The organism is Micrococcus sp. M4NT (assembly GCF_033790745.1).
In the GTDB taxonomy this organism is placed as follows: Bacteria; Actinomycetota; Actinomycetes; order Actinomycetales; family Micrococcaceae; genus Micrococcus.
Map to the genome: position 1 here is coordinate 1 of NZ_JAMYEH010000003.1, position 20,705 is coordinate 20,705.

The 20,705-nt window shown below is 67.2% G+C and carries 16 protein-coding genes and 1 pseudogene; 10 read left to right on the forward strand and 7 right to left on the reverse strand.

The window, feature by feature from the left end; genetic code table 11:
- From NJC10_RS02455 to NJC10_RS02485, 7 genes and pseudogenes are all read left to right on the forward strand, one after another.
- Window positions 1–127 (forward strand): annotated as a pseudogene (locus tag NJC10_RS02455) (IS5/IS1182 family transposase); the annotation flags it as partial.
- Window positions 128–243: 116 nt separating this feature from the next.
- Window positions 244–993: a glucose 1-dehydrogenase gene (locus tag NJC10_RS02460; RefSeq protein ID WP_319074367.1), complete on the forward strand. Its 750-nt coding sequence runs from the start codon at window positions 244–246 to the stop codon at window positions 991–993.
- 186 nt (window positions 994–1,179) lie between these two features.
- The gene (locus tag NJC10_RS02465) at window positions 1,180–2,727 is read left to right on the forward strand and encodes a long-chain fatty acid--CoA ligase (protein ID WP_319074368.1); all 1,548 of its coding nucleotides are present in this window, start codon (window positions 1,180–1,182) and stop codon (window positions 2,725–2,727) included.
- A 254-nt stretch (window positions 2,728–2,981) separates the two neighbouring features.
- Complete coding sequence (locus tag NJC10_RS02470; RefSeq protein ID WP_319074369.1) at window positions 2,982–4,487, forward strand: ATP-binding protein; 1,506 nt, start codon at window positions 2,982–2,984, stop codon at window positions 4,485–4,487.
- A complete protein-coding gene (locus tag NJC10_RS02475) occupies window positions 4,480–7,254 on the forward strand; it encodes a Z1 domain-containing protein (protein WP_319074370.1) in 2,775 nt (924 codons plus the stop codon). Before NJC10_RS02470 ends, NJC10_RS02475 begins: the two co-directional genes overlap by 8 nt.
- 49 nt (window positions 7,255–7,303) lie before the next feature.
- The gene (locus NJC10_RS02480; protein ID WP_319074574.1) at window positions 7,304–8,272 is read left to right on the forward strand and encodes a PD-(D/E)XK motif protein; all 969 of its coding nucleotides are present in this window, start codon (window positions 7,304–7,306) and stop codon (window positions 8,270–8,272) included.
- Window positions 8,269–10,365 carry an AIPR family protein gene (locus tag NJC10_RS02485; protein WP_319074371.1) on the forward strand — a complete coding sequence of 699 codons (2,097 nt, stop codon included), beginning with the start codon at window positions 8,269–8,271 and terminating at the stop codon, window positions 10,363–10,365. The genes NJC10_RS02480 and NJC10_RS02485 overlap by 4 nt, the downstream gene beginning before the upstream one ends.
- A 48-nt stretch (window positions 10,366–10,413) precedes the next feature.
- Here NJC10_RS02485 and NJC10_RS02490 read toward each other — a convergent pair whose 3' ends face one another.
- Together NJC10_RS02490 and NJC10_RS02495 are read right to left on the reverse strand one after the other, a co-directional pair.
- On the reverse strand, window positions 10,414–11,505 hold the full coding sequence (locus NJC10_RS02490; RefSeq protein WP_319074372.1) for a restriction endonuclease PLD domain-containing protein: 1,092 nt from the start codon (window positions 11,503–11,505) through the stop codon (window positions 10,414–10,416).
- 50 nt (window positions 11,506–11,555) lie between these two features.
- Window positions 11,556–12,704, reverse strand: coding sequence for a DNA cytosine methyltransferase (locus NJC10_RS02495; protein WP_319074373.1), 1,149 nt, complete (start codon window positions 12,702–12,704; stop codon window positions 11,556–11,558).
- A 181-nt stretch (window positions 12,705–12,885) separates the two neighbouring features.
- Between NJC10_RS02495 and NJC10_RS02500 the strand changes: the two genes are divergently transcribed.
- Genes NJC10_RS02500 through NJC10_RS02510 form a run of 3 tightly spaced genes read left to right on the forward strand, consistent with a single transcriptional unit; the run spans window position 12,886 to window position 14,651 of the window.
- On the forward strand, window positions 12,886–13,404 hold the full coding sequence (locus tag NJC10_RS02500) for a very short patch repair endonuclease (protein WP_319074374.1): 519 nt from the start codon (window positions 12,886–12,888) through the stop codon (window positions 13,402–13,404).
- 54 nt (window positions 13,405–13,458) lie between these two features.
- Window positions 13,459–13,650 carry an alcohol dehydrogenase catalytic domain-containing protein gene (locus NJC10_RS02505; RefSeq protein ID WP_319074375.1) on the forward strand — a complete coding sequence of 64 codons (192 nt, stop codon included), beginning with the start codon at window positions 13,459–13,461 and terminating at the stop codon, window positions 13,648–13,650.
- A complete protein-coding gene (locus NJC10_RS02510; RefSeq protein WP_319074376.1) occupies window positions 13,647–14,651 on the forward strand; it encodes an aldehyde dehydrogenase family protein in 1,005 nt (334 codons plus the stop codon). Before NJC10_RS02505 ends, NJC10_RS02510 begins: the two co-directional genes overlap by 4 nt.
- A gap of 143 nt (window positions 14,652–14,794) precedes the next feature.
- On the opposite strand, the gene NJC10_RS02515 is transcribed toward NJC10_RS02510, so the two are convergent.
- The 5 genes from NJC10_RS02515 to purB form a co-directional block, all read right to left on the reverse strand.
- Window positions 14,795–16,333: a DUF1846 domain-containing protein gene (locus NJC10_RS02515; RefSeq protein ID WP_319074378.1), complete on the reverse strand. Its 1,539-nt coding sequence runs from the start codon at window positions 16,331–16,333 to the stop codon at window positions 14,795–14,797.
- Window positions 16,334–16,367: 34 nt separating this feature from the next.
- Entirely contained in the window at window positions 16,368–16,973 is a 606-nt protein-coding gene (locus NJC10_RS02520) for a hypothetical protein (protein WP_319074379.1), read from the reverse strand.
- A gap of 295 nt (window positions 16,974–17,268) precedes the next feature.
- The gene (locus tag NJC10_RS02525; RefSeq protein WP_319074381.1) at window positions 17,269–18,231 is read right to left on the reverse strand and encodes a trimeric intracellular cation channel family protein; all 963 of its coding nucleotides are present in this window, start codon (window positions 18,229–18,231) and stop codon (window positions 17,269–17,271) included.
- Window positions 18,228–19,163, reverse strand: coding sequence for a trimeric intracellular cation channel family protein (locus tag NJC10_RS02530; RefSeq protein ID WP_319074383.1), 936 nt, complete (start codon window positions 19,161–19,163; stop codon window positions 18,228–18,230). Before NJC10_RS02530 ends, NJC10_RS02525 begins: the two co-directional genes overlap by 4 nt.
- Window positions 19,164–19,226: 63 nt before the next feature.
- Entirely contained in the window at window positions 19,227–20,675 is a 1,449-nt protein-coding gene (gene purB / locus NJC10_RS02535; RefSeq protein WP_319074385.1) for an adenylosuccinate lyase, read from the reverse strand.
- Window positions 20,676–20,705: the final 30 nt, after the last annotated feature.

Genomic DNA, 20,705 nt, shown 5'->3' on the forward strand with positions numbered 1-20,705 from the left:
GTACGCGCACCTGAAGCAATGGCGGGGCCTGGCGACCCGGTACGACAAGTACGCGATCGTCTACCGGGCCGCCGTGGTGTTGAACGCTGTGCTCGCGTGGTCCAAACGATTGTCAGACATGCCCTAGGTGGTCCTGCCGGCGATGACGGGGCCTGGCCGGTTTTGACGACTCGCCCTAGCGTGGGGAACGGGTCCGGAGTCCGGGTCCGCAGACATCCCCAACGGCTTCGAAGAGTGAGCAGCATGGTGGAGTTCAACGGCAAGGTCGCCCTCGTCACGGGCGCCGGTTCCGGCATCGGCGAGGCGTGCGCCAAGGACATGGCGCAGAACGGCGCGAAGGTCGTGGTCACGGACATCAACCTGGAGGCCGCCGAGCGGGTGGCCCGGGAGATCACCGAGGCCGGCGGCAAGGCCAAGGCCACGAAGCTGGACTCCGCCTCCCCGGAGGACAACCGGAAGGCCGTGGAGTTCGCCGTGCAGGAGTTCGGCGGGCTGCACCTGGCGGTGAACAACGCGGGCGTGGGCGCGGGCCCGGACGCCGCCGGCGACCTGGCGCTCGAGGACGGGGACAAGGTCATCGACATCAACCTCAACGGCGTGCTCTACGGCATGCGGTACCAGCTGCCGGAGATCGAGAAGGCCGGCGGCGCGATCGTGAACATGTCCTCCATCCACGGCTCCGTGGCCACCGGCGTGGGCGCCTCCGCCTACACCGCCGCCAAGCACGGCGTGGTGGGCCTGACCAAGCAGGCCGGTGTGGACTACGGCCCGCGCGGCGTGCGCGTCAACGCGGTGGGCCCGGCCTACATCGAGACCCCGCTGCTGGCGAACCTGCCCGCCGAGGTCAAGGACGCCCTCGTGGCCAAGCACCCGGTCGGCCGCCTGGGCCGGCCCGAAGAGGTCGCCCACCTGGTGAGCTTCCTGCTCAGCGAGAAGGCCTCCTTCATCACCGGCTCCTACCACCTGGTGGACGGTGGCTACACGGCGCCGTGATCCAGGTGAGCCGGAGGGACGACGTCGTCCCGTCCGGCCCCGGCATGACCGACGCGCCCCGCGGCATCGCGGGGCGCGTCTGTGTCCGCGGCGCACCTCCAGCGGTCCCCGCGGGCACACGGCCCGTAGGGTGAAGCGAAAAGTTCGCGCCTCGCCCGCGGGGACAGACCCGTCAGGAGCACCCGTATGAGCACGACCCCCGATCCTTCCGCGAGCCCCATGGCCCGCGCCGGCCACATCGCCGAGCTGTTGACGCGCACCGCGGCGGACGTGCCCGAGAAGCTGGCCTGGCGGCAGGGGGAGCAGGAGCTCACCTACGCCGAGCTCCTGGACCTCGCCCAGCGCACCGCCGGGCATCTGCGTTCGATGGGCGTCGGCCCCGGCGACCGCGTCGCCCTGCTCGTGCCCAACACGCTCGTGTTCCCCGCGGTGTTCTACGGGACGGCGTGGCTCGGGGCGGTCGTCGTGCCGCTGAACCCGCTCTCCACGGCGCGCGAGCTCGAGTACTACCTCACCGACTCGGGTGCGAGTCTCCTGTGGACCCTGCCCGGCATGGACGCGGGCGCGCAGGCCGCGGCCGCCGTCGGGATCCCGCTGGTGACGACGGCGCCGGACGCGATCACCGCGTTCGTCGCCGACGTCGCACCCGTCCTCGAGGCGCCGCGGGGCGAGGGGGACGACGCCGCCGTCGTGATCTACACGTCCGGGACCACGGGCCGCCCGAAGGGCGCGCAGCTGACCCACACCAACGTGCGGGCGAACGCGATCGCCACGGTCGAGTCGATGACCCGGGTCCGGCGGGAGGACACGCTCTTCGCGGTGATGCCGTTCTTCCATGTGTTCGGGCTGTCCGTGGTGCTGAACTCGGCGATCTACATGGGCGCCATGATGTCCGTGACATCCCGGTTCGCGCCGCAGGAGGCGCTGGACCAGATCGTGCGGGACCGCGTCACCGTGATCCCGGGCGTGCCGACCATCCACGGCGCCCTCGTCAGCGCCGTCCGCGCGCGCCGGGCCAAGGGCCAGGCGCTGGACGTCTCCGCCGTGCGCTTCCTGATCTCGGGAGGGGCGAGCCTGCCCGTGGAGACGCTGCGCACCGCCGAGGAGACGTGGGGTGTGCCGCTGCGCGAGGGCTTCGGGATCTCCGAGGGCTCCGGCGCGGTGAGCTTCAACCCGATCGACCGCCCGGGCCGCCCCGGCACCGTGGGCCTGCCCATGGACGGCGTCGAGTTCCGCCTGGTGACGTCGGAGGGCGTGGAGGTGCCCGAGGGGGACACCGAGACCGCCGGCGAGTTGCGCATGCGCGGCGACGTCATCATGTCCGGGTACCTGGGCCTGCCCGAAGCCACGGCCGCGGCCTTCGACGACGACGGCTGGCTCCGCACCGGCGACCTCGCCCGTCGCGACGAGGACGGCTACTACCTGGTGGTGGACCGGCTCAAGGACGTGATCATCCGCGGCGGCTACAACGTGTACCCGCGCGAGGTGGAGGAGGTGCTGTACGAGCACCCCGCCGTGGCCGAGGCCGCCGTGGTCGGCATGCCGGACGAGCGCTTCGGCGAGGAGGTCGTGGCGTACGTGTCCCTGGAGGCCGGAACGAGCGTGGAGGACGGCGAGCTGCTGGAGTTCGTGCGCGAGCGGATCGCCGCGTACAAGTGCCCGCAGAGCGTGACCGTGATGGACGGGCTGCCCAAGAACACGACCGGAAAGATCATGAAGCACCCGCTGCGGTGAGGTGTGGCTGCTGACGCGCCTAGCGTCACGACGAGCCCTGCGTAGACGGGCCCATTCCGAGGGGATGGGCGCATCTGCGCAGGGCTCGTTTGCAAGGCGGGATGGACGGAGCCGGAGGAGTCAGTACTCTCTACGCGATCCTCCGTCTGCAGGTGCAGCACAACGCGCCGACGTGCGCCGCGGAGAGATGAGCCAGGCGTGCTGCACCAACCAGCCGCTGACCTCTGCCTATGATGTGGCGATGTGGAGGCGCTGTGCTCTCCGACACCTGCCCCTGTGATGGGGCCGACAGGGTCTACGAAGGGATGGGCGGCCGCTTGGAGGTCCTTGAGCTGACTCCCGGAGTCGACCTGTTGCAGTCGATGCGCTCTGTCGGATACTCCTTCGAGACCGCGGTTGCTGACTTGGTCGACAACAGCATCACCGCCGGTGCGACTCGCGTCGAAGTTCAGGTGGACGTCGTCGAAGGCAAGTGGGTGGCCATCAGTGATGACGGGCAGGGGATGACCCCCGGCGAGGCGACGGAGGCCCTGCGACTCGCAGGCACGGCACGGACGACCGCAGAGAGCACCGAGTCTCTGGGGCGATTCGGTCTCGGCCTCAAGACGGCTTCCCTCTCCCAGGGGCGAAGGCTTGATGTGGTCACGTGCCGCGAGGGCGTGCTCACGGGCCTCGCGTGGGACATCGACCGGGTGGCAGAGGAAGCGCGATGGGTCGTAGAGGTTCTCGATGACGACGCGATGGCGGCCCTGCCGCAGGTGAGCCCTCTGGTCTCAGGCAAGGACGGGACGACGGTGGTCTGGTCTAAGTTGGACTACCTCATCGGCAAGGCCGCCAACGTCAGCGATCACCTCAGCCGCAAGATCGAGACCCTGAGGTTCCATCTGGGTCTCGTCTTTCACCGCTTCCTCGAGGGAAAAGGCGCATTGCAGCTCATCCTCAATGGACGCCGGATTGAGCCGATCGACCCGTTCCTGACCTCACACCTTCAGACTCAGCGGACTCCTGAACAGTCGATCACGATTCAGGACTCTCAGGTCCTCCTCCAGGGATACACGCTTCCCCACGCCCGCAATCTGCCGATCGATGTCAGTGCGCGTGCAGACATGGGCAATGGGCTCAAGGAGAACCAGGGGTTCTACATCTATCGCAACCGCCGTCTGATCTTCCGGGGAGGATGGTTCGGACTGAGGGGCAAGGATGAGCTCACCAAGCAGGCCAGGGTGCGCGTGGACATCACCGACGCACTCGACTACCTCTGGCAGGTCGACATCCGGAAGGCGAGGTCCGAGCCGCCTGCGGAGTTCCGAGAGAAGGTCCGTCCCCTCATGGACCGTCTGGTTGTCCGCAGCGAGAATCTGCATAGCAGGAGGGCGCGCTCGGTGAACCCGACCATCCATGACCACTACTGGAACAAGATCCGCACCCGCGACGGGATCCGATTCGAGGTCAACCCGCAGCACCCGGTGGTGAGGGAACTCTCAGAACGCCTCGACGGGAAGGGCCGTGCTCTGTTCAGTGACCTGCTCGACGATCTTGCCGCCTGCTTCCCCTACTACGACACATATGTGGCCGCTGCGAAGAATGAGCTACCGGAAGATGCGGGGTTGACCCTCTCCGAGGTGAGGGGGCGCCTCGTCAAGCTGCGCGACAGCGGCTTCTCCCGAGGTGAGGTGGCCGAGTTCGTCGACAATGTCGAGCCCTTCAAAAATTTTGCGAAACTCAATACGGTGATGGAGGAGGTCTGGGCAGATGCCTAGCAACGACGATCTTTTCAGGCGATTGAACACATGGGCGGTGGAGAGGGCGGCCCAGGGGGTGGACTTCGACGAGCTGTCCCGCCGGGGGCATCTGGTGGCCGAGCTCTACGACATCGACGTGACCCCGAAGGACTTCTCCGACACCATTGCCGCAGTCCTGGAGAACTTGGATGTGTTCCTTGGCGCGGGCAGTGACGTGACTGCTCCAGACTTCGAGCCCTGGTTCTCAGAGTGGCGAGCCGCCAACAACGTGCCTCGGTGGGATCGCTATGCGAAGTACCTCATCGAGGACAAGGGGTGGGGCGGTGATGTCGTCGATGGTCTAGACAAGGAGACGAGCCATCTCATCGACCTCGCCGGCAATCCGAACATCGAGGGAGAATGGCGGCGCCGGGGACTCGCCATCGGTGAGGTGCAGTCCGGCAAGACCGCCAATTACATCGGGGTGCTCAACAAAGCCATCGATGCGGGCTACAAGATCATCATCGTCATCGGCGGCCACACCAACGACCTGCGCCGCCAGACCCAGGAGCGTATCGACTCCGACCTTCTTGGCTTCGACACGAACTTCGCATCCACTGAGGTCGCCGCAACGGACAACTCACGGGCCACTGCGGCGATCGGCGTGGGCAAGATCCCGACTGGGCTCACCCGTCCCTCATACCTGACCACTGTGCTGGGGGATTTCAGCAAGTCGAACAAGTCAACCCAGGGGGTCACCATCGGCGACCATCCCGTGGTCGGGGTTGTGAAAAAGCATGCTGGCACCTTGCAGAACCTGACGGGATTTCTCAAGCACCAGGCCACCACTGGTCGTCTCACCGCTCCTCTGCTCGTGATTGACGACGAGTCGGACTGGGCTTCTGTCAATACAGGGACCGAGGACAAGGTCGTTGCAGTCAACCGAGCTATCAGAGATCTGCTGGCCGTGAGCACTCGGAGCAGCTACCTGGCCATCACGGCCACGCCGTTCGCCAACATCCTCATCGACTCGCGCATCGAAGAGGATCTCTTTCCCAAGGATTACATACGGGCGCTCCCGAGTCCCAGCAACTACATGGGGGTGGAGAGCTACCACTCCAAGGAGGCCCGGGAGGGAAACCCGCTGCGGCTCCAGACGGGCGTCGAAGACGTTCTGCAGGTGCTCCCTTACAACCACAAGAGGTGGGATCGCATCGAGGGGCTTCCGGACAGCCTCAAGAACGCCATCTACGCCTTCTATCTCGGCACCGCAGCCCGAAGACTTCGAGACGGGAAGGCGCGGCCGGCATCGATGATGGTGAACATCTCCCGGTTCAACGATGTGCAGGAGCGGATCTACGAGGAGATCGACGAGTTTGTCCGCTCGGTCTCACGGACTCTGGAAGCCGAAGTCTCCGCGGGCCTGCCGGCCGAGTCCGAAACACTTGCAGCAATGCGAGCGGTGCTTGATCAGGTCTATCCCAGTCTTGAGTTCAGCTGGGATGACCTTCGAGAGCCCCTGACAGCAGTGGCTCGAGAGATCCGGACCTCGCTGGTCAACGCCAACACCACCAAAGTCATCGAGAAGCACGTCAACAGCCTTTCGCGGGGAGATCGGGCGGCATTCCTCAGCCGGCCCGTCATCCAGATCGGCGGCAACGTGCTTGCGCGAGGTCTGACGCTCGAGGGGCTCCAGGTGAGCTACTTCCTGCGACGGGCGGGCGCCGCCGACACCCTGTTGCAGATGGGCCGGTGGTTCGGATATCGGCCCCGCTACGAGGACCTCGTTCGAGTATGGATTGACGAGGAGATCGACGACCTCTTCGAATTCACGGCAGAGGTGTCCGCCGAACTGCGCGCCTCCCTCGCTGAGCTCAAACGGCTCGGACTCACCCCGATCGACTTCGGACTGCGAATCCGCCTCCATCCAGAGGCCTTCCGCATCACTGCGGCCAACAAATCGAAGCACGGCGAAGTTGTCAGCGGGGAAGTGAGCATCCACGGCTCCTCGTTCTCGTCGGGCTTCCTGCCCGCTCAGACGGAGCGGCGGGAGGCGAACCTCGGCGCCGCCAGGACGTTGTTGCGCCGTCTCACGACGGAGGCCCCTGCCTGGAAGGAGTCGGGTCTCGTCTGGCGGGGGGTCCCCGCTGACTACGTCCGGGAGTTCTTCGCCAAGTTCACCGCGGCCGATGAAGACATTTACCTGGGCCCCGCTCCGGGCTCCAGGACCTCGCAGATGCTCAACGCGATGGATGACGCGGTCAAAGCGGAGACGTGGGATGTGAAGTTCGTCGAGGGTGAGTCTAAAGATCCTGTCAGCTTTGGGGAAGAAATCACGTTGAGGCCTTCGATCCGAAACGCGATGTCGTTCTTGGAATCTGGTTCTATCCTGCTTGGAAATCGCCGTCTGGCCTCAGGCTCAGATCTTCTGAAATCCTTGCCCCAGGAGAATAAGGAGCGGGTGCGCGCGGCGTTCAATAAGCATTTCGAGTCCATCGGGCAGGAAGCCCCCACGAGCATGGCAGAGACATTCGTGGCCAGGGAGGGGCTTGATCGTCCCATCCTTCTGGTCTACACCGTGACGGCTCCCCAGCCCAAGGAGAAGAAGGCCAAGCTCTCGCCTGAACAGAAGGCGTTGCTGGCAGGACCGTTGATCGGAGCGATGGTGGCCTTCCCACGCCTTCCCGATGATGACGAGCAGAATTTCGCGCGCGCCAAGGCGACGAAGTTCATCGCCAACACCGTCTACCAGCAGCGAATGCTCGGTTTGGACGGCGACGTCGATGACGATGTGGAAGAGGAGTGAAGTGATGAGTGCGAATGAGATGACTCCAGAGCGGCAGTTCGACAGGCTCATGGAGAGCAGGGAACACCAGAGCGGACGGATTCTGGGGATTTCTCACTCGACCCTCCGCATGTTCGCCCACGACCGAGGGGGCAATCTCTCCCTGCGAGTGATGGTGCCGGAAGAGTTCAATCTCCGACGTTTGGTCTCCACGCGCGGCATCGAAGTCGACACCGAGACGCGCCTGGGCGAGAGCCGGGAGCTCGCCTTCATCTCCCGCTCCCCTTCCCTGGACACCTTGTTCCTGTCGTTTGTGCGGTTCGCTGTCGATCGGACGGCCGGGGAGGAAGAGGAGGCCGGCGCACTGGGGGAGCTTCTCGACGCGTACGACGCATTCCGCCATTTCATGGAGTCCCAGAAGACCCTGAGTGCAGAGGCATTGAAGGGTCTTGTAGCCGAGCTCGTCGTGATGACCTGGCTCATCGACCGGGGGTTGTCGCCTGCCGCCGTCCTCTCTGGTTGGAAGGGTCCCTTCAAGGACAACAAGGACTTCGTCCTGCCCGATGGGCGCGCCTACGAGGTGAAATCCGCCCCGTACAACAGCGACACGGTGCGAATCTCCAGCCCCGAGCAGCTCGAACCGAATGGCCTCATGCTCTCCCTCTGTGTTGTCCGGATGGAGAAGGCGACAGAGGGCATGGAGGAAGCGGCCACCCTCACGGACCTCATTGCTGGGCTGACGGGACGCTTCGCCTCGGCCGGCGTCGATCCGGCGGCCCTGCACGTCGGGCTCGAGGCCTATGGGCTCGCCCCTGAAGACGAGGAGAGCAGGGCGGCGTGGTTCATGTGCCGCCGCCCGGTTGAATACGGCATTGCGGCGGGATTTCCCCGAGTGGGTCGTGATGCCGTTCCGCGTGGCGTCTCAGGAGTGAACTTCCTGGTCGACTTGTCCTGTGCCAAAGACTTCCTGATCGAAGACGAGTCGGCTGTGGATAGCCCTGCATCTGCCGTTTCCGCGTCGACCGGGTCGGCGCTGTGAGCGGGGCCGCGGAAGCATATGCCCGCGAGTTTCATGATGCCGTCGCACACCGGGCGGCCGGCCAGGGCCTGTTCGACCTTGAAGCCTTCGCCGGGGTCTTCGCCGAGAGGCTTGAAGATAGCGACGAGCTGCGTGACCTCACCATCCTGCCCCTGACCTGCCAGGGGACTCGGGGGCGGACGATGGAGCTCCTGGGCCATGGCTTCGACGAGGCCGATGGCTCACTCATCCTCGTGGTGGGGCGACACTTCGGGGTGCTGGACGCCACCTTGAACCTGACGGAGATGCGGAAGACGTTCGATTCGGGACGCGCCTTCCTGGAGCATTCCCTCAACGGGTGGATCCAGGAGCACCTGGACTTCTCCTCTCTTGAAGTGGAGGCCGCCGAGGATCTGGTGCGGAATTTCAACCGGAGCAGCGCAGTGAGGATGGTCCTCTTCACCGATGCGTCGATGAGCAACCGGATCAAGACCGTGGAGTCCGATGAGGTCGGCGACCGCGAAGTGTCCTACATGATCTGGGACATCCGTCGGCTCGCCGACGCCGCGATGAGCTCTTCAGGACGCGAACCGGTCGACATCGACTTCACCGCATGGCATCCGGACGGGCTCCCTGCGCTGGTCGGCTCCGAGGTTGAGGGAACCGGGATGTTCACCTACTTGGCCGTCTTGCGGGGGGACGTCCTAGCAGAGATATTCCAGCGTCATGGCAGTCGCCTCCTGGAGTCGAACGTGCGCACTTACCTCGGTACGGCGGGGAAGATCAACAAGGGGATACAGGCCACGCTGAAATACGAACCGTCGAAGTTCCTGGCCTACAACAATGGCCTGACCACGACCGCGACGGGGATGGAGGTCGTGGAAGAAGACGGCACGATCCTGCGGATCCAGTCAATTCAAGACTGGCAGATCGTGAACGGCGGACAGACCACCTCGTCCCTTGCCAACTTCCTGCGCAGGAACCGCGATGCGGATCTGACTGATGTCGCCGTCCAGATGAAGCTCGTCCTTGTGGATCCGGAGAATGCCAGCGACTTCGTCCCCAACATCTCTCGTTTTGCCAACAGCCAGAACAAGGTCAATGAGGCCGACTTCTTCGCCAACAGCGAGTACCACCAGACATTGGAACGGATCTCCAAGCGTGTCATGCCTCCGCCTCAGCAGGGGAACCAGTACAGCTCGGGGTGGTTCTACGAGCGGGCGCGGGGGCAGTGGGAGAACGAGCGACGCCCCATGACTCCGGCGCGGCAACGCGAGTGGGAGCTCAAGTTCCCGAAGCGTCAGCGGATCGTCAAGACTGACTGGGCCAAGTATCAGATGGCGTGGGGCAAGAAGCCCCACATCGTCAGCAAGGGTGCCCAGGCGAACTTCCTGGCCTATGCGGGGGAGGCCGACCAGCGCTGGGAGTCGGACAAGACGTTCGTCAACGAGCAGTACTTCAAGGAGGGTGTCGGCAAGGCCATTCTCTTCAATGACGTGCGGGAGGTCATCTCGTCGACGGAGTGGTACCACGAGCGCCGTGGCTATCTGGCCAACATCGTCGCCTACACCGTGGCGAAGCTCGCCCTTGAGATCGAGCGACGCCTCCCCGGCCGACACCTCGACTTCGAGGGCATCTGGAAGGCGCAGGCTGCGGGTCCGGAAGTGCAGGCGGCTGCGCTCGCTATCGCCCCGGCCGTGCTGGGCGTCCTGACGTCTGAGGACAGGCCCCAGGCGAATGTCACCCAGTGGGCGAAGCAGGAGGAGTGCTGGCGACGTGTAGCAGCCCTCCAGGTCGACCTTCCGTACGGTCTCGCGTCCGAGATGGTCGATGCCAGCCACTGGAAGGCCACGCAGGCGGATGCCAAGGCGACCCAGAGATTCGACACGGGCATGCAGAACGTCGAACGGGTGATGGCCATCGAGCCACCGATCCTCTCTGACGCCGTGTCAGCTGGACGCGGCGCTGGCAAGCTCACGGAGAAGGAGGCCGACATCCTTCAGAAACTCGCCGGCCGAGCCATTGTCGTGCCCTCAGAGGCCCAGGCGAAGGTCGTCCTTCAGGCTCTGGGCCGACTTGCTGACGAGGCACTGATATCACCGCACGACTTCTGAGACGGCGGTGCTCGTCGGTGCGGGGCACATCGCCCACCACCGACGAGCTCAGTGCTCGGAGGCGCCCCCCGTAGGGAGACCCTGTAGGTGATAGAGCTGGCAGCCCTCTGATTCAACCGAGGGGTTGTACTCCATGTAGAACGTCTCGTCGTCGATCTTCGTGAAGCGCACGAACCGCGACCCGTTGCGTACCAGATCTTGAACTTCCACCCGAGCGCCCAGTGCCACGCCCAGCCGTCGCCGGAAGTAGACACCGATGACATCGTTTGTCGGATGAGAATGAAGGGCCTTGTCGTTCTCCTCCGCCACGATCATCTCGATTGAGAACCCGTCATCCGTGAGCACCGTGAAGCGTTCCCGCCTGCCGGCGGGGCCGATGGGGAAAAATCCACTCGCATTCTGGGCCTTGGCCGAGTTGGGGTAGGGGATCGCGGCCTGGTTCAGATTACGGCCCGGACGTTGCCCCCAATTGAGTCCCCATTTGCCGTGGATCTCGCCTTGACGCCGTCCTGGGGCGACGATGACAAGCGGAAGGATGGTGGCGGCTGCGTCCTGAGGGGGTGCCACATGGCCGGGGGCGGCAGAGGCCTGCTGAGCGCCAGCGCCTGGGGGCCGTTGAACAGCGGGAAGGATGTCAACGTTGTCGTCCACCAGCGGATCGTCTGCGGGGATGGTGAACTGGGCGCCTTCTTCGAAGCATCGCATCGCGGCGACGTGGTCGACGCCGAAGAGCATCTCCTGATGGTGAGGGCGCCGCGAATTCATCATGAAGCCGTTCAACGTGAAATTGGACGAACCGGCGAACGCCGTGACAGGGGCGTTGCGTGCAGTCCAGACGTACAACTTGCTGTGATTGCTGCGCCCGCGGGGGACATAGCGCACCTCGACCTGCCCGGCGTGTTCGCGTAGGACGCGCTGGAACCCGGCGTGATGTGCGCTGTTGACTCCATCGACCCCACTCATGCCGACGACCAGCTCGATTCTGCGCCCCTCGAGCCCATCGGTCTTGAGATCGTCAAGCAGGCGGTTGAGGAAGGCGGGGGAGGCGTAGCCGCTCACGACCCGGAGGGCGTCAGCGCTTCGGGCGGGAATCCGCAGGGCAGTCTCGTAGAGACCCTGGGTGAGGGGAAGACCAATCACGGCTCAATCCTAGAGTCATATGGGGGAAGAGAAAGACCCGGAGTGGCGGCTCAGGAATCGCTGGGGTAGGTGGACTCCACCCAGGGGTAGCTGACTCCCGCAAAGCTCTTCAGGAGCGACTCAAAGATGACCTTTGCTCCGTTCACCGGCACTGCCATCCCGATCTGCCGCCGCACCGACTCCTTGTTGCCCTCGAAGATGAAGTCATCAGGGAACGTCTGCAGGCGAGCCCGTTCCCGGTTGGTGAGGGCGCGAGGATGCTCCCAGTGATACACATGGGTGCCCCCACCGCCAGACCCCGTCACCGTGTACGAGGGCTTGTCGGGATGCAGGCGCCGGTAGATCTGGGAGATCTTCGTGGCGGTCTTGATCTGCAGGCGGTCGGGCAGATTCGAATTGAAGGCCGACTTTCCCGGGGGGATGTTCTCCAGTCGCTCCACTACCTGGGGTGACTGGCGCGTCAGCTCGTTGTTGGCCATGGAGTCGTCAATGGGGGGCACCGTCAGTGCTGTCCGTGCTGAGACGTCTGCGTCCGCCCAGAGTGCCGGGTCTGGGACGCGATAGGTGACGTCGACGTCGTCGCGAATGCCGACGATGATGATGCGATGTCGGGCCTGGGGCACGCCATATTGCTCGAACTTGTACATATGAGGGGTGAGCTTGTATCCTGCGTCGCGCATGTCCGCGAGGATCTTCTTGAATGCGGCCGACTGGCGGGCAGAGGTGAGCCCTCCGACGTTCTCCGCCAGGAACCAGACAGGCTTGAAGATCTGCAGGGCCCTGATGCCGTAGGTGTAGAGGGGTCCGTACTCCCCATCGAATCCGAGTCGCTCTCCGACCGCCGAGAAGTCGTTGCAGGGGAAGCCGAAGGCCAGCCCATCAATGGGGCCCAGGTCGACCAGTCGCTGGTAGTCGAGCTTGCGGACGTCCCCGCAGATCACCGAGGGATGCTCCGGGTCGCCAGTGATGTTCCTCGCATAGGTCCTGCACGTGCTGGCGTCGTAGTCGTTCGCCCACTGATGCGCGATTCGCAGATCCACTCCCGGCACCTGGGCCAGCTGGGCTGCCTTGCCGATGCCTCCCGGGCCGGAGAACAGCTCTCCGAGGCGGAAGGTCGTCCGCGTCGGGTCTCCGGGCTCGACTGCGGGAAGCTGGGCAGTGAAAAGGTCCGGCTGGTCCTGGTGGGGAGGATGCATCATGGGCTCGCCTTTCCGTCGTGTCACTCCAGCTGACCATCCAGGGCGGACAGGTTAGAGGCCCAGGGGTCGCGCGGCGACGCGCGAATTCCAGTCGGTGGGCAGAAGAGTCACTTGAGGTTAGCAGCCTGGCGCGGATCTTGCAGCTCGGGGACCAGCGTGGCCTTCGCCATAGGCTCCTGGCATGACTGAGTCCTGGGCCTCCTCTGCGGGAGCCCGCGCCACCATGCGCGCCAATCGCTCCCGCGACACCAAGCCCGAGCTCCTGGTTCGCCGCCTGGTCCACGCCGCCGGTCTCCGCTATCGCGTCAGCGCCAAGCCGGAGAAGGATCTGCGGCGGACAGCTGACCTTCTCCTCGGCCCTGCCCGCGTGGCTGTCTTCATCGACGGCTACTTCTGGCACGGATGCCCTGAGCACTACATCGCGCCCAAGGCCAACGACTCCTATTGGGGGCAGAAGGTCGCCCGCAACCGGAAACGCGATCTCGAGACCACATCCGTCCTCACCGAGCGTGGCTGGACGGTCCTGCGCTTCTGGGAGCACGAGGACCCTGCCGGCGTCGCCCAGACGGTGATCGATGCGGTCCGTTCCCGACGGCCGGCCCCACGCGCCGCGCCGGACCCATCGCCGTTGCTCCCTTCCACGCCCTCACCCGGAACTCCCAGCCCCACCCCCTTGGCAAGCTCCCCTCCTCGGGCGTGAACTGGCCCTGGTCGATCCCATCGGCCTCCGCATCCCGGACGAAGGAGCACCACCGTGAAGACCACCGCCGCCGTCGCCACCGCCCCGAAGAGCCCGTTCACCATCGAGGGCCTCGAGCTGGACGCCGTCCAGCCCGGCGAGCTCCGTGTGCGCATGGTCGCCTCGGGCGTCTGCCACACCGACGCCGCCGTGCGCGACCAGGTCTACCCCACGCCCCTGCCGCTGGTCCTCGGGTCATCGGCGTGATCTCCCCGTGGAACTTCCCGCTGCACCTCTCCCAGCGCTCCGTGGCCCCGGCGCTGGCGCTCGGCAACGCCGTGGTGCTCAAGCCTGCCTCGGACACCCCGGTGACCGGCGGCACCCTGATCGCCCGCGTGTTCGAGGAGGCCGGTCTGCCCGCCGGCGTGCTCTCCGTGGTGGTCGGCTCCGGATCCGAGCTCGGCGACGCCATCGTGAAGCACCCCGTGCCGCGCCTGATCTCCTTCACCGGCTCCACGCCGGTGGGCAAGCAGGTCGGCGCCAACGCCGTCTCGGGCGACACCCTGAAGAAGGTGGCGCTCGAGCTGGGCGGCAACGCCCCGCTCGTGGTGCTCGACGACGCGGACATCGACGCCGCCGTCGACCAGGCCGTGCAGGGCGGCTACCTGCACTCCGGCCAGATCTGCATGTCCGTGCAGCGCGTGATCGTGGACGAGAAGGTCTACGACGAGTTCCTCCCCAAGTACGAGGCCGCCGTGCGCGGCCTCAAGGTGGGCGACCCGGACGAGGAGGGCGTGCTCGTGGGCCCCGTGATCAACGACACCCAGCTCGAGACGCTGAAGAAGAAGATCGCCAGCGCTGAGGCCGACGGCGCGCGCGCCCTGGTGGGCGGCGAGATCACCGGTCGCGTGGTGCCGCCCTTCATCTGGGTGGACGCGACGCCGGAGATGGAGATCACCCGCGAGGAGATCTTCGGCCCCATGACCGTGGTGCTCAAGGCCCGCGACGAGGAGCACGCGCTGCAGCTGGCCAACGACCACGAGTTCGGGCTCTCCTCCTCCGTGTTCACCCAGGACCTGGATCGCGGCCTGCGCTTCGCGGAGGGCAACGAGGCCGGCATGACCTACATCAACCAGATGAGCGTGCAGGACGAGGCCCACGTGGCCTTCGGCGGCGCGCGGAACTCGGGGCTCGGCCGGTTCAACGGCGAGTGGGCCATCGAGGAGTTCACCACCGACCACACGATCGGCGTGACGCGGCTGGGCTGAGTCGGGCGGCGTCGTCGCCTGTGACGAGCCCTGCCACATGACGACGAGCCCTGCCACATAACGACGAGCCCTGCGCAGCCGGGCCTATCCGCGTGGAATAGGCCCCACTACGCAGGGCTCGTCGCCATGGCTGGCGCCAGCACTCAGCGCTTCCGGTACAGCGCCTTCTTCTGGAACGTCGACTCGCTCGTCACCAGCATGCCCAGGTTGCGGAAGATGCCCTCGTCCACGGACCCAAGGATGGTCGTCGTGTGGACGTCGCAGCCGGCGAGGTGCTTGAGCTGCTCGACGGCGGCCTTGGCGCGCGGATCCGTCGCGGCGGACACGGAGAGGGCGATCAGCACCTCGTCCGTGTGCAGGCGCGGGTTCTTGGAGCCCAGGTGCTCCGTCTTGAGCGTCTGGATGGGCTCGATCGACTCGGGGCTCAGCAGGTGCGCCTCCTTCTCGATGCCGGCCAGCACCTTCAGCGCGTTCAGCACCATGGCGGCGGAGCAGCCCAGCAGCTCGGTGGTCTTGCCGGTCACGATGGTCCCGTCGGCCAGCTCGACCGCCGATGCCGGCTCGCCCGTCTTCTCCTGCACGGCCAGCGCGGCGCCCACCACGGGGCGGTCCTCGGAGCTCAGGCCCAGCTTGGACATCACCAGGGCCACGCGCTCGGACTCGGTGTCGTCCGCGCCCTCCAGGGCCTCGTTGACCTGGGCCTTGTAGTAGCGCCGGATGATCTCCTGCTTCGCGGCCTCCTGGCACACCTCGTCATCCACGATCGCCGCGCCGGCCATGTTCACGCCCATGTCCGTGGGGGACTTGTACGGGGTGGTGCCCGTGACCTTCTCCAGCAGCGCGGACAGCAGCGGGAACACCTCGACGTCGCGGTTGTAGCTGGTCACCCGCTCGCCGTACTCGGCGAGGTGGAACGGGTCGATCAGGTTGATGTCGTCCAGGTCCACGGTGGCGGCCTCGTAGGCGGCGTTCACCGGGTGCTCGAGCGGCAGGTTCCAGATGGGGAACGTCTCGAACTTCGCGTAGCCGGCCGGGATGCCGCGCTGGCGGTCGTTGTACACCTGGCTCAGGCACGTCGCCAGCTTGCCGGAACCCGGGCCCGGCGCCGTCACGACGACGAGGTCCCGCGTGGTCTCGGACCACTCGTTGGCGCCGAAGCCCTGCTCGGAGACGATCTTCGACGTCGCGTGCGGGTAGCCCGGGATCACGCGGTGGCGGGCCACCCGCAGGCCGAGGCGCTGCAGCTTCTCCAGGAAGGCGACGGCCAGGTGGTTGGAGTCCTCCAGCTGGGTCACGACGACGTGCTCCACCAGGAAGCCGCGCTCGCGGAACACGTCCACGAGGCGGAGCACGTCCTCCTCGTAGGTGATGCCGAGGTCGGCGCGGACCTTGTTGCGCTCGAGGTCCTTCGCGTTGAAGCAGACGAGGATCTCGGTCTCGTCCTTGATCTGCTCGAGCATCGCGATCTTGTTGTCCGGGGTGAACCCGGGCAACACGCGGGAGGCGTGCATGTCATCGAAGAGCTTGCCGCCCATCTCCAGGTAGAGCTTGCCGCCGAGCTGGCGGCGGCGCTCCTGGATGTGCTGGGACTGGAGCTCGATGTACGTCGCGCGGTCGAATCCGACGGGGCGGGAGGTCTGCGTGGGGGCCATGGTGAGGACGCTGTCAGCGGTGCCGGTCATGGACCTCCAGCATAGCCCCATCACCGGGATGCGGTCACCGACGGGCGGCGTCCATGACCTTCTCGAGGCTCGGGCTCTGCGCCTTCATGTACTCCTCCATCGTGGTGGCGGCCCCGGTGGTGGTCTCGGTGGCCTCGTCGAAGAGGGCACGGTCGGCCCCCATCAGGGACATCGAGCGGGTCGCGGTCTGCGACGTCGGGGTGCCCGAGTCGGCGGCAGCCTGGCCCTCGTACATCAGGGTGAGGTGCTGCATGAGCGCACCGTCCACCCCGCCGACCTTCACGGGCATGGACGTGTACCCTGCCTCGCCCTCCTTCGCTGCCTTGAGGTCCGGCGAGCCGGGCTCGCAGTGCTCCTGCATGCCAGCGGCCGGCCCGCTGAGGTCCGTGCCCGGGGCGAACGCCATGACCGTGATGGTGCGCTCGTCCGCGAACGGCTCGGCGTCCGGCTTCGCCGTGGTGCCGGTGACCCCGCCCGCCGCGGAGTCCCGGGCCTTCAGCGCGTACTCGGTGCGAGCCGCGGCGCACTGTGCCGTCTCACCCTCCCGCGGCGCGGCGCTGCCGCCCTCCAGGCCGTTGGAGAGGCTCTCCTTCATCGCGTCCGCGGAGATCCGCTCGATGGCGGCGTCCGGGCCGAGCACCTCGCGGATCGCCGCCTCCGTCGCCGAGGGGTCCCACGCGCCGGCGGCGGTGCCGGAGGCGGTCGCCGCGGAGGATGAGGGCGCACTCGACGCCGAGCCGGTCGCGGAGGCCGAGAGCGAGGACGGTGGCGGCGAGGACAGGACGGTGGGCGGTGCGCTGACGACGAGGGGTGCTCATGCCTGAAGTCAGACGGGGCAGGAGGCTGCGCGCCAGGGGCTGTCCGTGTGTCGCTCCGACGGAGTCGGGCCGATCAGTCCCGGCGTCCGGATCCTCGGGCCTGTCGGGTCGATCCGCTCAAGCCTGGCGGCGAGGATGGTCCGCCACCCAGTCGTGCTCCGGGGCGTCGTAGGAGCGGGTGCGGCCGGTGCGCATGTCTTTGACGTCCATGGTGCCGGTGCCCGGGTCGTAGTGCACGGACTGGTGGGAGGCCGGGTCCACCACGGTGATGGACTGCGTGTCCGGGTCGAAGTCCTCCACCACCACCTGACCCTCGAACTCCTCCACCGGACCCATCCGCTCCCGGGCGCGGGCCGCGCGTCGGGCCGTCGCGGCCTGGGCCTGCTCGGCCAGTCGCCGCAGCCGCGCGAGCGACTCCCGGTCCTGGGAGATCTCCGCACCGGGCAGCCGCCACTGGTAGTGGTAGGCGAGCATGCGCACGGTGAAGATCAGGGCCGCGATGACCGTGCCGGTGAAGGCGTTGAGCATGCCCTGGAGCGCGGCGGCCTCGGCGACGGCGGCGCCCAGCACGGAGGGCATCACGTAGACGCCGCGGGGGTCGAACACGGAGGGGACCTCGTTGGCCACGATGTCCCGCAGCACGCCGCCGCCGAGCGCCGCGACCGTGGCGACGATCACCACGGAGACCGGGTGCAGGCCCATGCCGTGAGCGATGACCACGCCGGAGAGCGTGAACAGGGCCAGGCCCGCGGCGTCGAACGTGGTGATGGTGAGGTTCAGCCGGTTCGGGTGGATGAACTTCACGTACACCAGCAGGGAGACGAGCACCGGCGGGGCCAGGTAGATCGGGTTCTCCAGCGAGGCCGGGAGGCCACGGTCCAGCACGATGTCCCGCGTGAACCCGCCGCCGAGGCCGGCCAGCAGGGAGAGGGCCATGGAGCCGACCAGGTCGAAGTGCTTGCGGGCGGCCAGCAGCGCACCGGACACCGCGAAGAAGAACACGCCCACGAGGTCCAGGGCGGTGAGCAGCCACGGGACGTCCGCGAGCTGCGTGACGAGGTGCTGCACGTCGCCGGTCATCGTCCGCCCTGCGCGTCGGGGCGGGCGTCGCCGCCGTCGAGGACCCGGTCGACCGCGCTCTCCTCCACCTGCCGCGGGGGATCCGTGGGGTCCTCCTCGCCGCTGGAGCCGAGACCGCCGTCCTCGTCCGGGCGGTCGCGCACGTCCGGGACCGGCGGGGCGTCGTCCGGGTCGATCCGCTGGCGCTGCGTCTCGCCGGTGATCTCAGCGCCCGGGGCCAGCCAGTCCCCCCGCATGGAGACCACGCGCAGCGTCAGCACGAGGGCCATGGTGCCGGCCATCGTGGCGATGCTCAGCAGCCCCATGGCGCCGAGGCTCGCGGTCGCTGCGGAGCCGATGATCGCCGGTACCGCGTACCAGCCGCGCCCGCCGAACACCGCGGGCGGCTCCCCGGCCACGACGTCGCGCAGGATGCCGCCACCGACCGCCGTCACCACGCCCAGCACGGCCGCGGAGACCGGCTCGAGGCCCCCGATCAGGGCGATCCGCGTGCCCACCACGCAGTACACCGCCAGGCCGATCGCGTCGAACGCCATGACGGCGTGCCGGCCGCGCTCGCCGTCGAACAGCTTGACGAACACCGCCAGCGAGCCCAACGCCGGGAGGATCAGGTACCAGGGGTTGCGGAACGCGGCGGGGACGTCCTGGCCGATGATCAGGTCCCGGATGACGCCGCCGCCCGTGCCCACCATGAGCGCCAGCAGGAGGGACCCGACGACGTCGTACCCCTTGCGCACCGCCAGGACCGCACCGGAGATCGCGAAGAAGAACACCCCCACCAGGTCCACGCCGGTGATCAGCGCCGTGACGGTCTCCGCCACCTGCCCCTCGGAGCGCAGGGGGTCGGGGGCGTCGCGTTCGAGCTCGGATGGGTCGCGGGGGACGGCACTGAGCAGCCACAGGGGAGGGAAGGGAAGCGTCACGGGATCCATGGTCGCCGGTCGGGCCGCGGGACCGCCAGCGGGCGGGGCCCGTCGGCGTGACGGCCGCGGGTGTCAGCCGCGGGCGGGGCCGTGTTCCCGGGCCAGCTCGGCCGCGATGCCCGTGTACGAGGCCGGCGTGAGCGCCAGCAGGCGGGCCCCGGCGTCGTCGGACAGGCCGAGGCCGGCCACGAACTCCCGCATGCGCTCCCCGTCCACGCGCTGGCCACGGGTGAGCTCCTTGAGGCGCTCGTACGGGTTGTCCATGCCCGCGACGCCGGCGATCGCCTCGGCGCGCATCACGGTCTGGATCGCCTCGCCGAGGACCTCCCAGTTGTGGTCCAGGTCGTCGGCGAGCACCGGCTCGGCCACCTGCAGCTGGCCCATGCCCTTCGTGACGTTGCTCAGCGCGAGCACCGAGTGGCCCAGGGCCACGCCGATGTTGCGCTGCGACGTGGAGTCGGTGAGGTCGCGCTGCCAGCGGGACTCCACCAGCGTGGCGCCCAGGGAGTCCAGCAGCGCGCAGGAGAGCTCGAGGTTGGCCTCGGCGTTCTCGAACCGGATCGGGTTCACCTTGTGCGGCATCGTGGAGGAGCCGGTGGCGCCGGCCACCGGGATCTGCGCGAAGTAGCCGATCGAGATGTAGGACCACACGTCCACGCAGAAGCCGTGCAGGATCCGATTGAAGCGGGCGACGTCCGCGTACAGCTCCGCCTGCCAGTCGTGTGACTCGATCTGGGTGGTCAGCGGGTTCCAGGTGAGGCCGAGGTGCTCCACGAACGAGCGGGCGACGTCCTGCCAGTCCGCGTCGGGCGCGGCGGCGAGGTGAGCGGCGTAGGTGCCGGTGGCGCCGTTGATCTTGCCCAGGTACTCCTGGCCGGCGATGCGCCGGGTCTGGCGGCCCAGGCGGTGCACGAACACGGCCATCTCCTTGCCGAGCGTGGTCGGCGTGGCGGGCTGGCCGTGGGTGCGGGAGAGCATCGGGGTCTCGGCGGCGCGGGCGGCCATCGCGGAGATCGTGGCGACGGCGGCGCGGGCGGCCGGCAGCCAGACCTGCTCGACGGCGTCGCGCACGCCCACCGCGTAGGCGAGGTTGTTGATGTCCTCGGAGGTGCAGGCGAAGTGCACGAGCGGCTTCAGGTGCGCCAGGCCGAGGCCCTCGAGGCGGGCGGCGATGAAGTACTCGACCGCCTTGACGTCGTGCACGGTGACGCGCTCGGTCTCGGCGAGCTCGGCCACGGAGTCCGCGTCGAAGTCCGTGACGATCGCGCGCAGGCCGGCCTTCTGCTCGGCCGTGAGGGGCTCGAGGCCCGGCAGCACGGAGCGCTCAGCCAGGTGGAGGAACCACTCCACCTCCACGTGCACGCGGTTGCGGTTGAGCGCGGCCTCGGAGAGGTGCTCCACGAGCGGCTCGACGGCGGACCGGTAGCGCCCGTCCAGCGGGCCGAGGGCGATGCCGGCCTCGGCGAGGGAACGACGGTGGGCGGTGGACGCGGGGGAGGGGCCTGCGGGCTGCGTGGTCATGGGGTCCATTCTTCCATCGCGGACGTCGCG

Excerpts from the sequence above, each read along its gene's own strand:
- NJC10_RS02525 (WP_319074381.1), bottom strand. The coding sequence starts at position 18,231 with ATGACCGGCGACGTGCAGCACCTCGTCACGCAGCTCGCGGACGTCCCG.
- NJC10_RS02480 (WP_319074574.1), top strand. The coding sequence starts at position 7,304 with ATGGAGAGCAGGGAACACCAGAGCGGACGGATTCTGGGGATTTCTCAC.
- purB (WP_319074385.1), bottom strand. The coding sequence starts at position 20,675 with ATGACCACGCAGCCCGCAGGCCCCTCCCCCGCGTCCACCGCCCACCGT.
- NJC10_RS02495 (WP_319074373.1), bottom strand. The coding sequence starts at position 12,704 with ATGATGCATCCTCCCCACCAGGACCAGCCGGACCTTTTCACTGCCCAG.
- NJC10_RS02475 (WP_319074370.1), top strand. The coding sequence starts at position 4,480 with ATGCCTAGCAACGACGATCTTTTCAGGCGATTGAACACATGGGCGGTG.
- NJC10_RS02515 (WP_319074378.1), bottom strand. The coding sequence starts at position 16,333 with ATGACCGGCACCGCTGACAGCGTCCTCACCATGGCCCCCACGCAGACC.
- NJC10_RS02500 (WP_319074374.1), top strand. The coding sequence starts at position 12,886 with ATGACTGAGTCCTGGGCCTCCTCTGCGGGAGCCCGCGCCACCATGCGC.
- NJC10_RS02460 (WP_319074367.1), top strand. The coding sequence starts at position 244 with ATGGTGGAGTTCAACGGCAAGGTCGCCCTCGTCACGGGCGCCGGTTCC.
- NJC10_RS02465 (WP_319074368.1), top strand. The coding sequence starts at position 1,180 with ATGAGCACGACCCCCGATCCTTCCGCGAGCCCCATGGCCCGCGCCGGC.
- NJC10_RS02530 (WP_319074383.1), bottom strand. The coding sequence starts at position 19,163 with ATGGATCCCGTGACGCTTCCCTTCCCTCCCCTGTGGCTGCTCAGTGCC.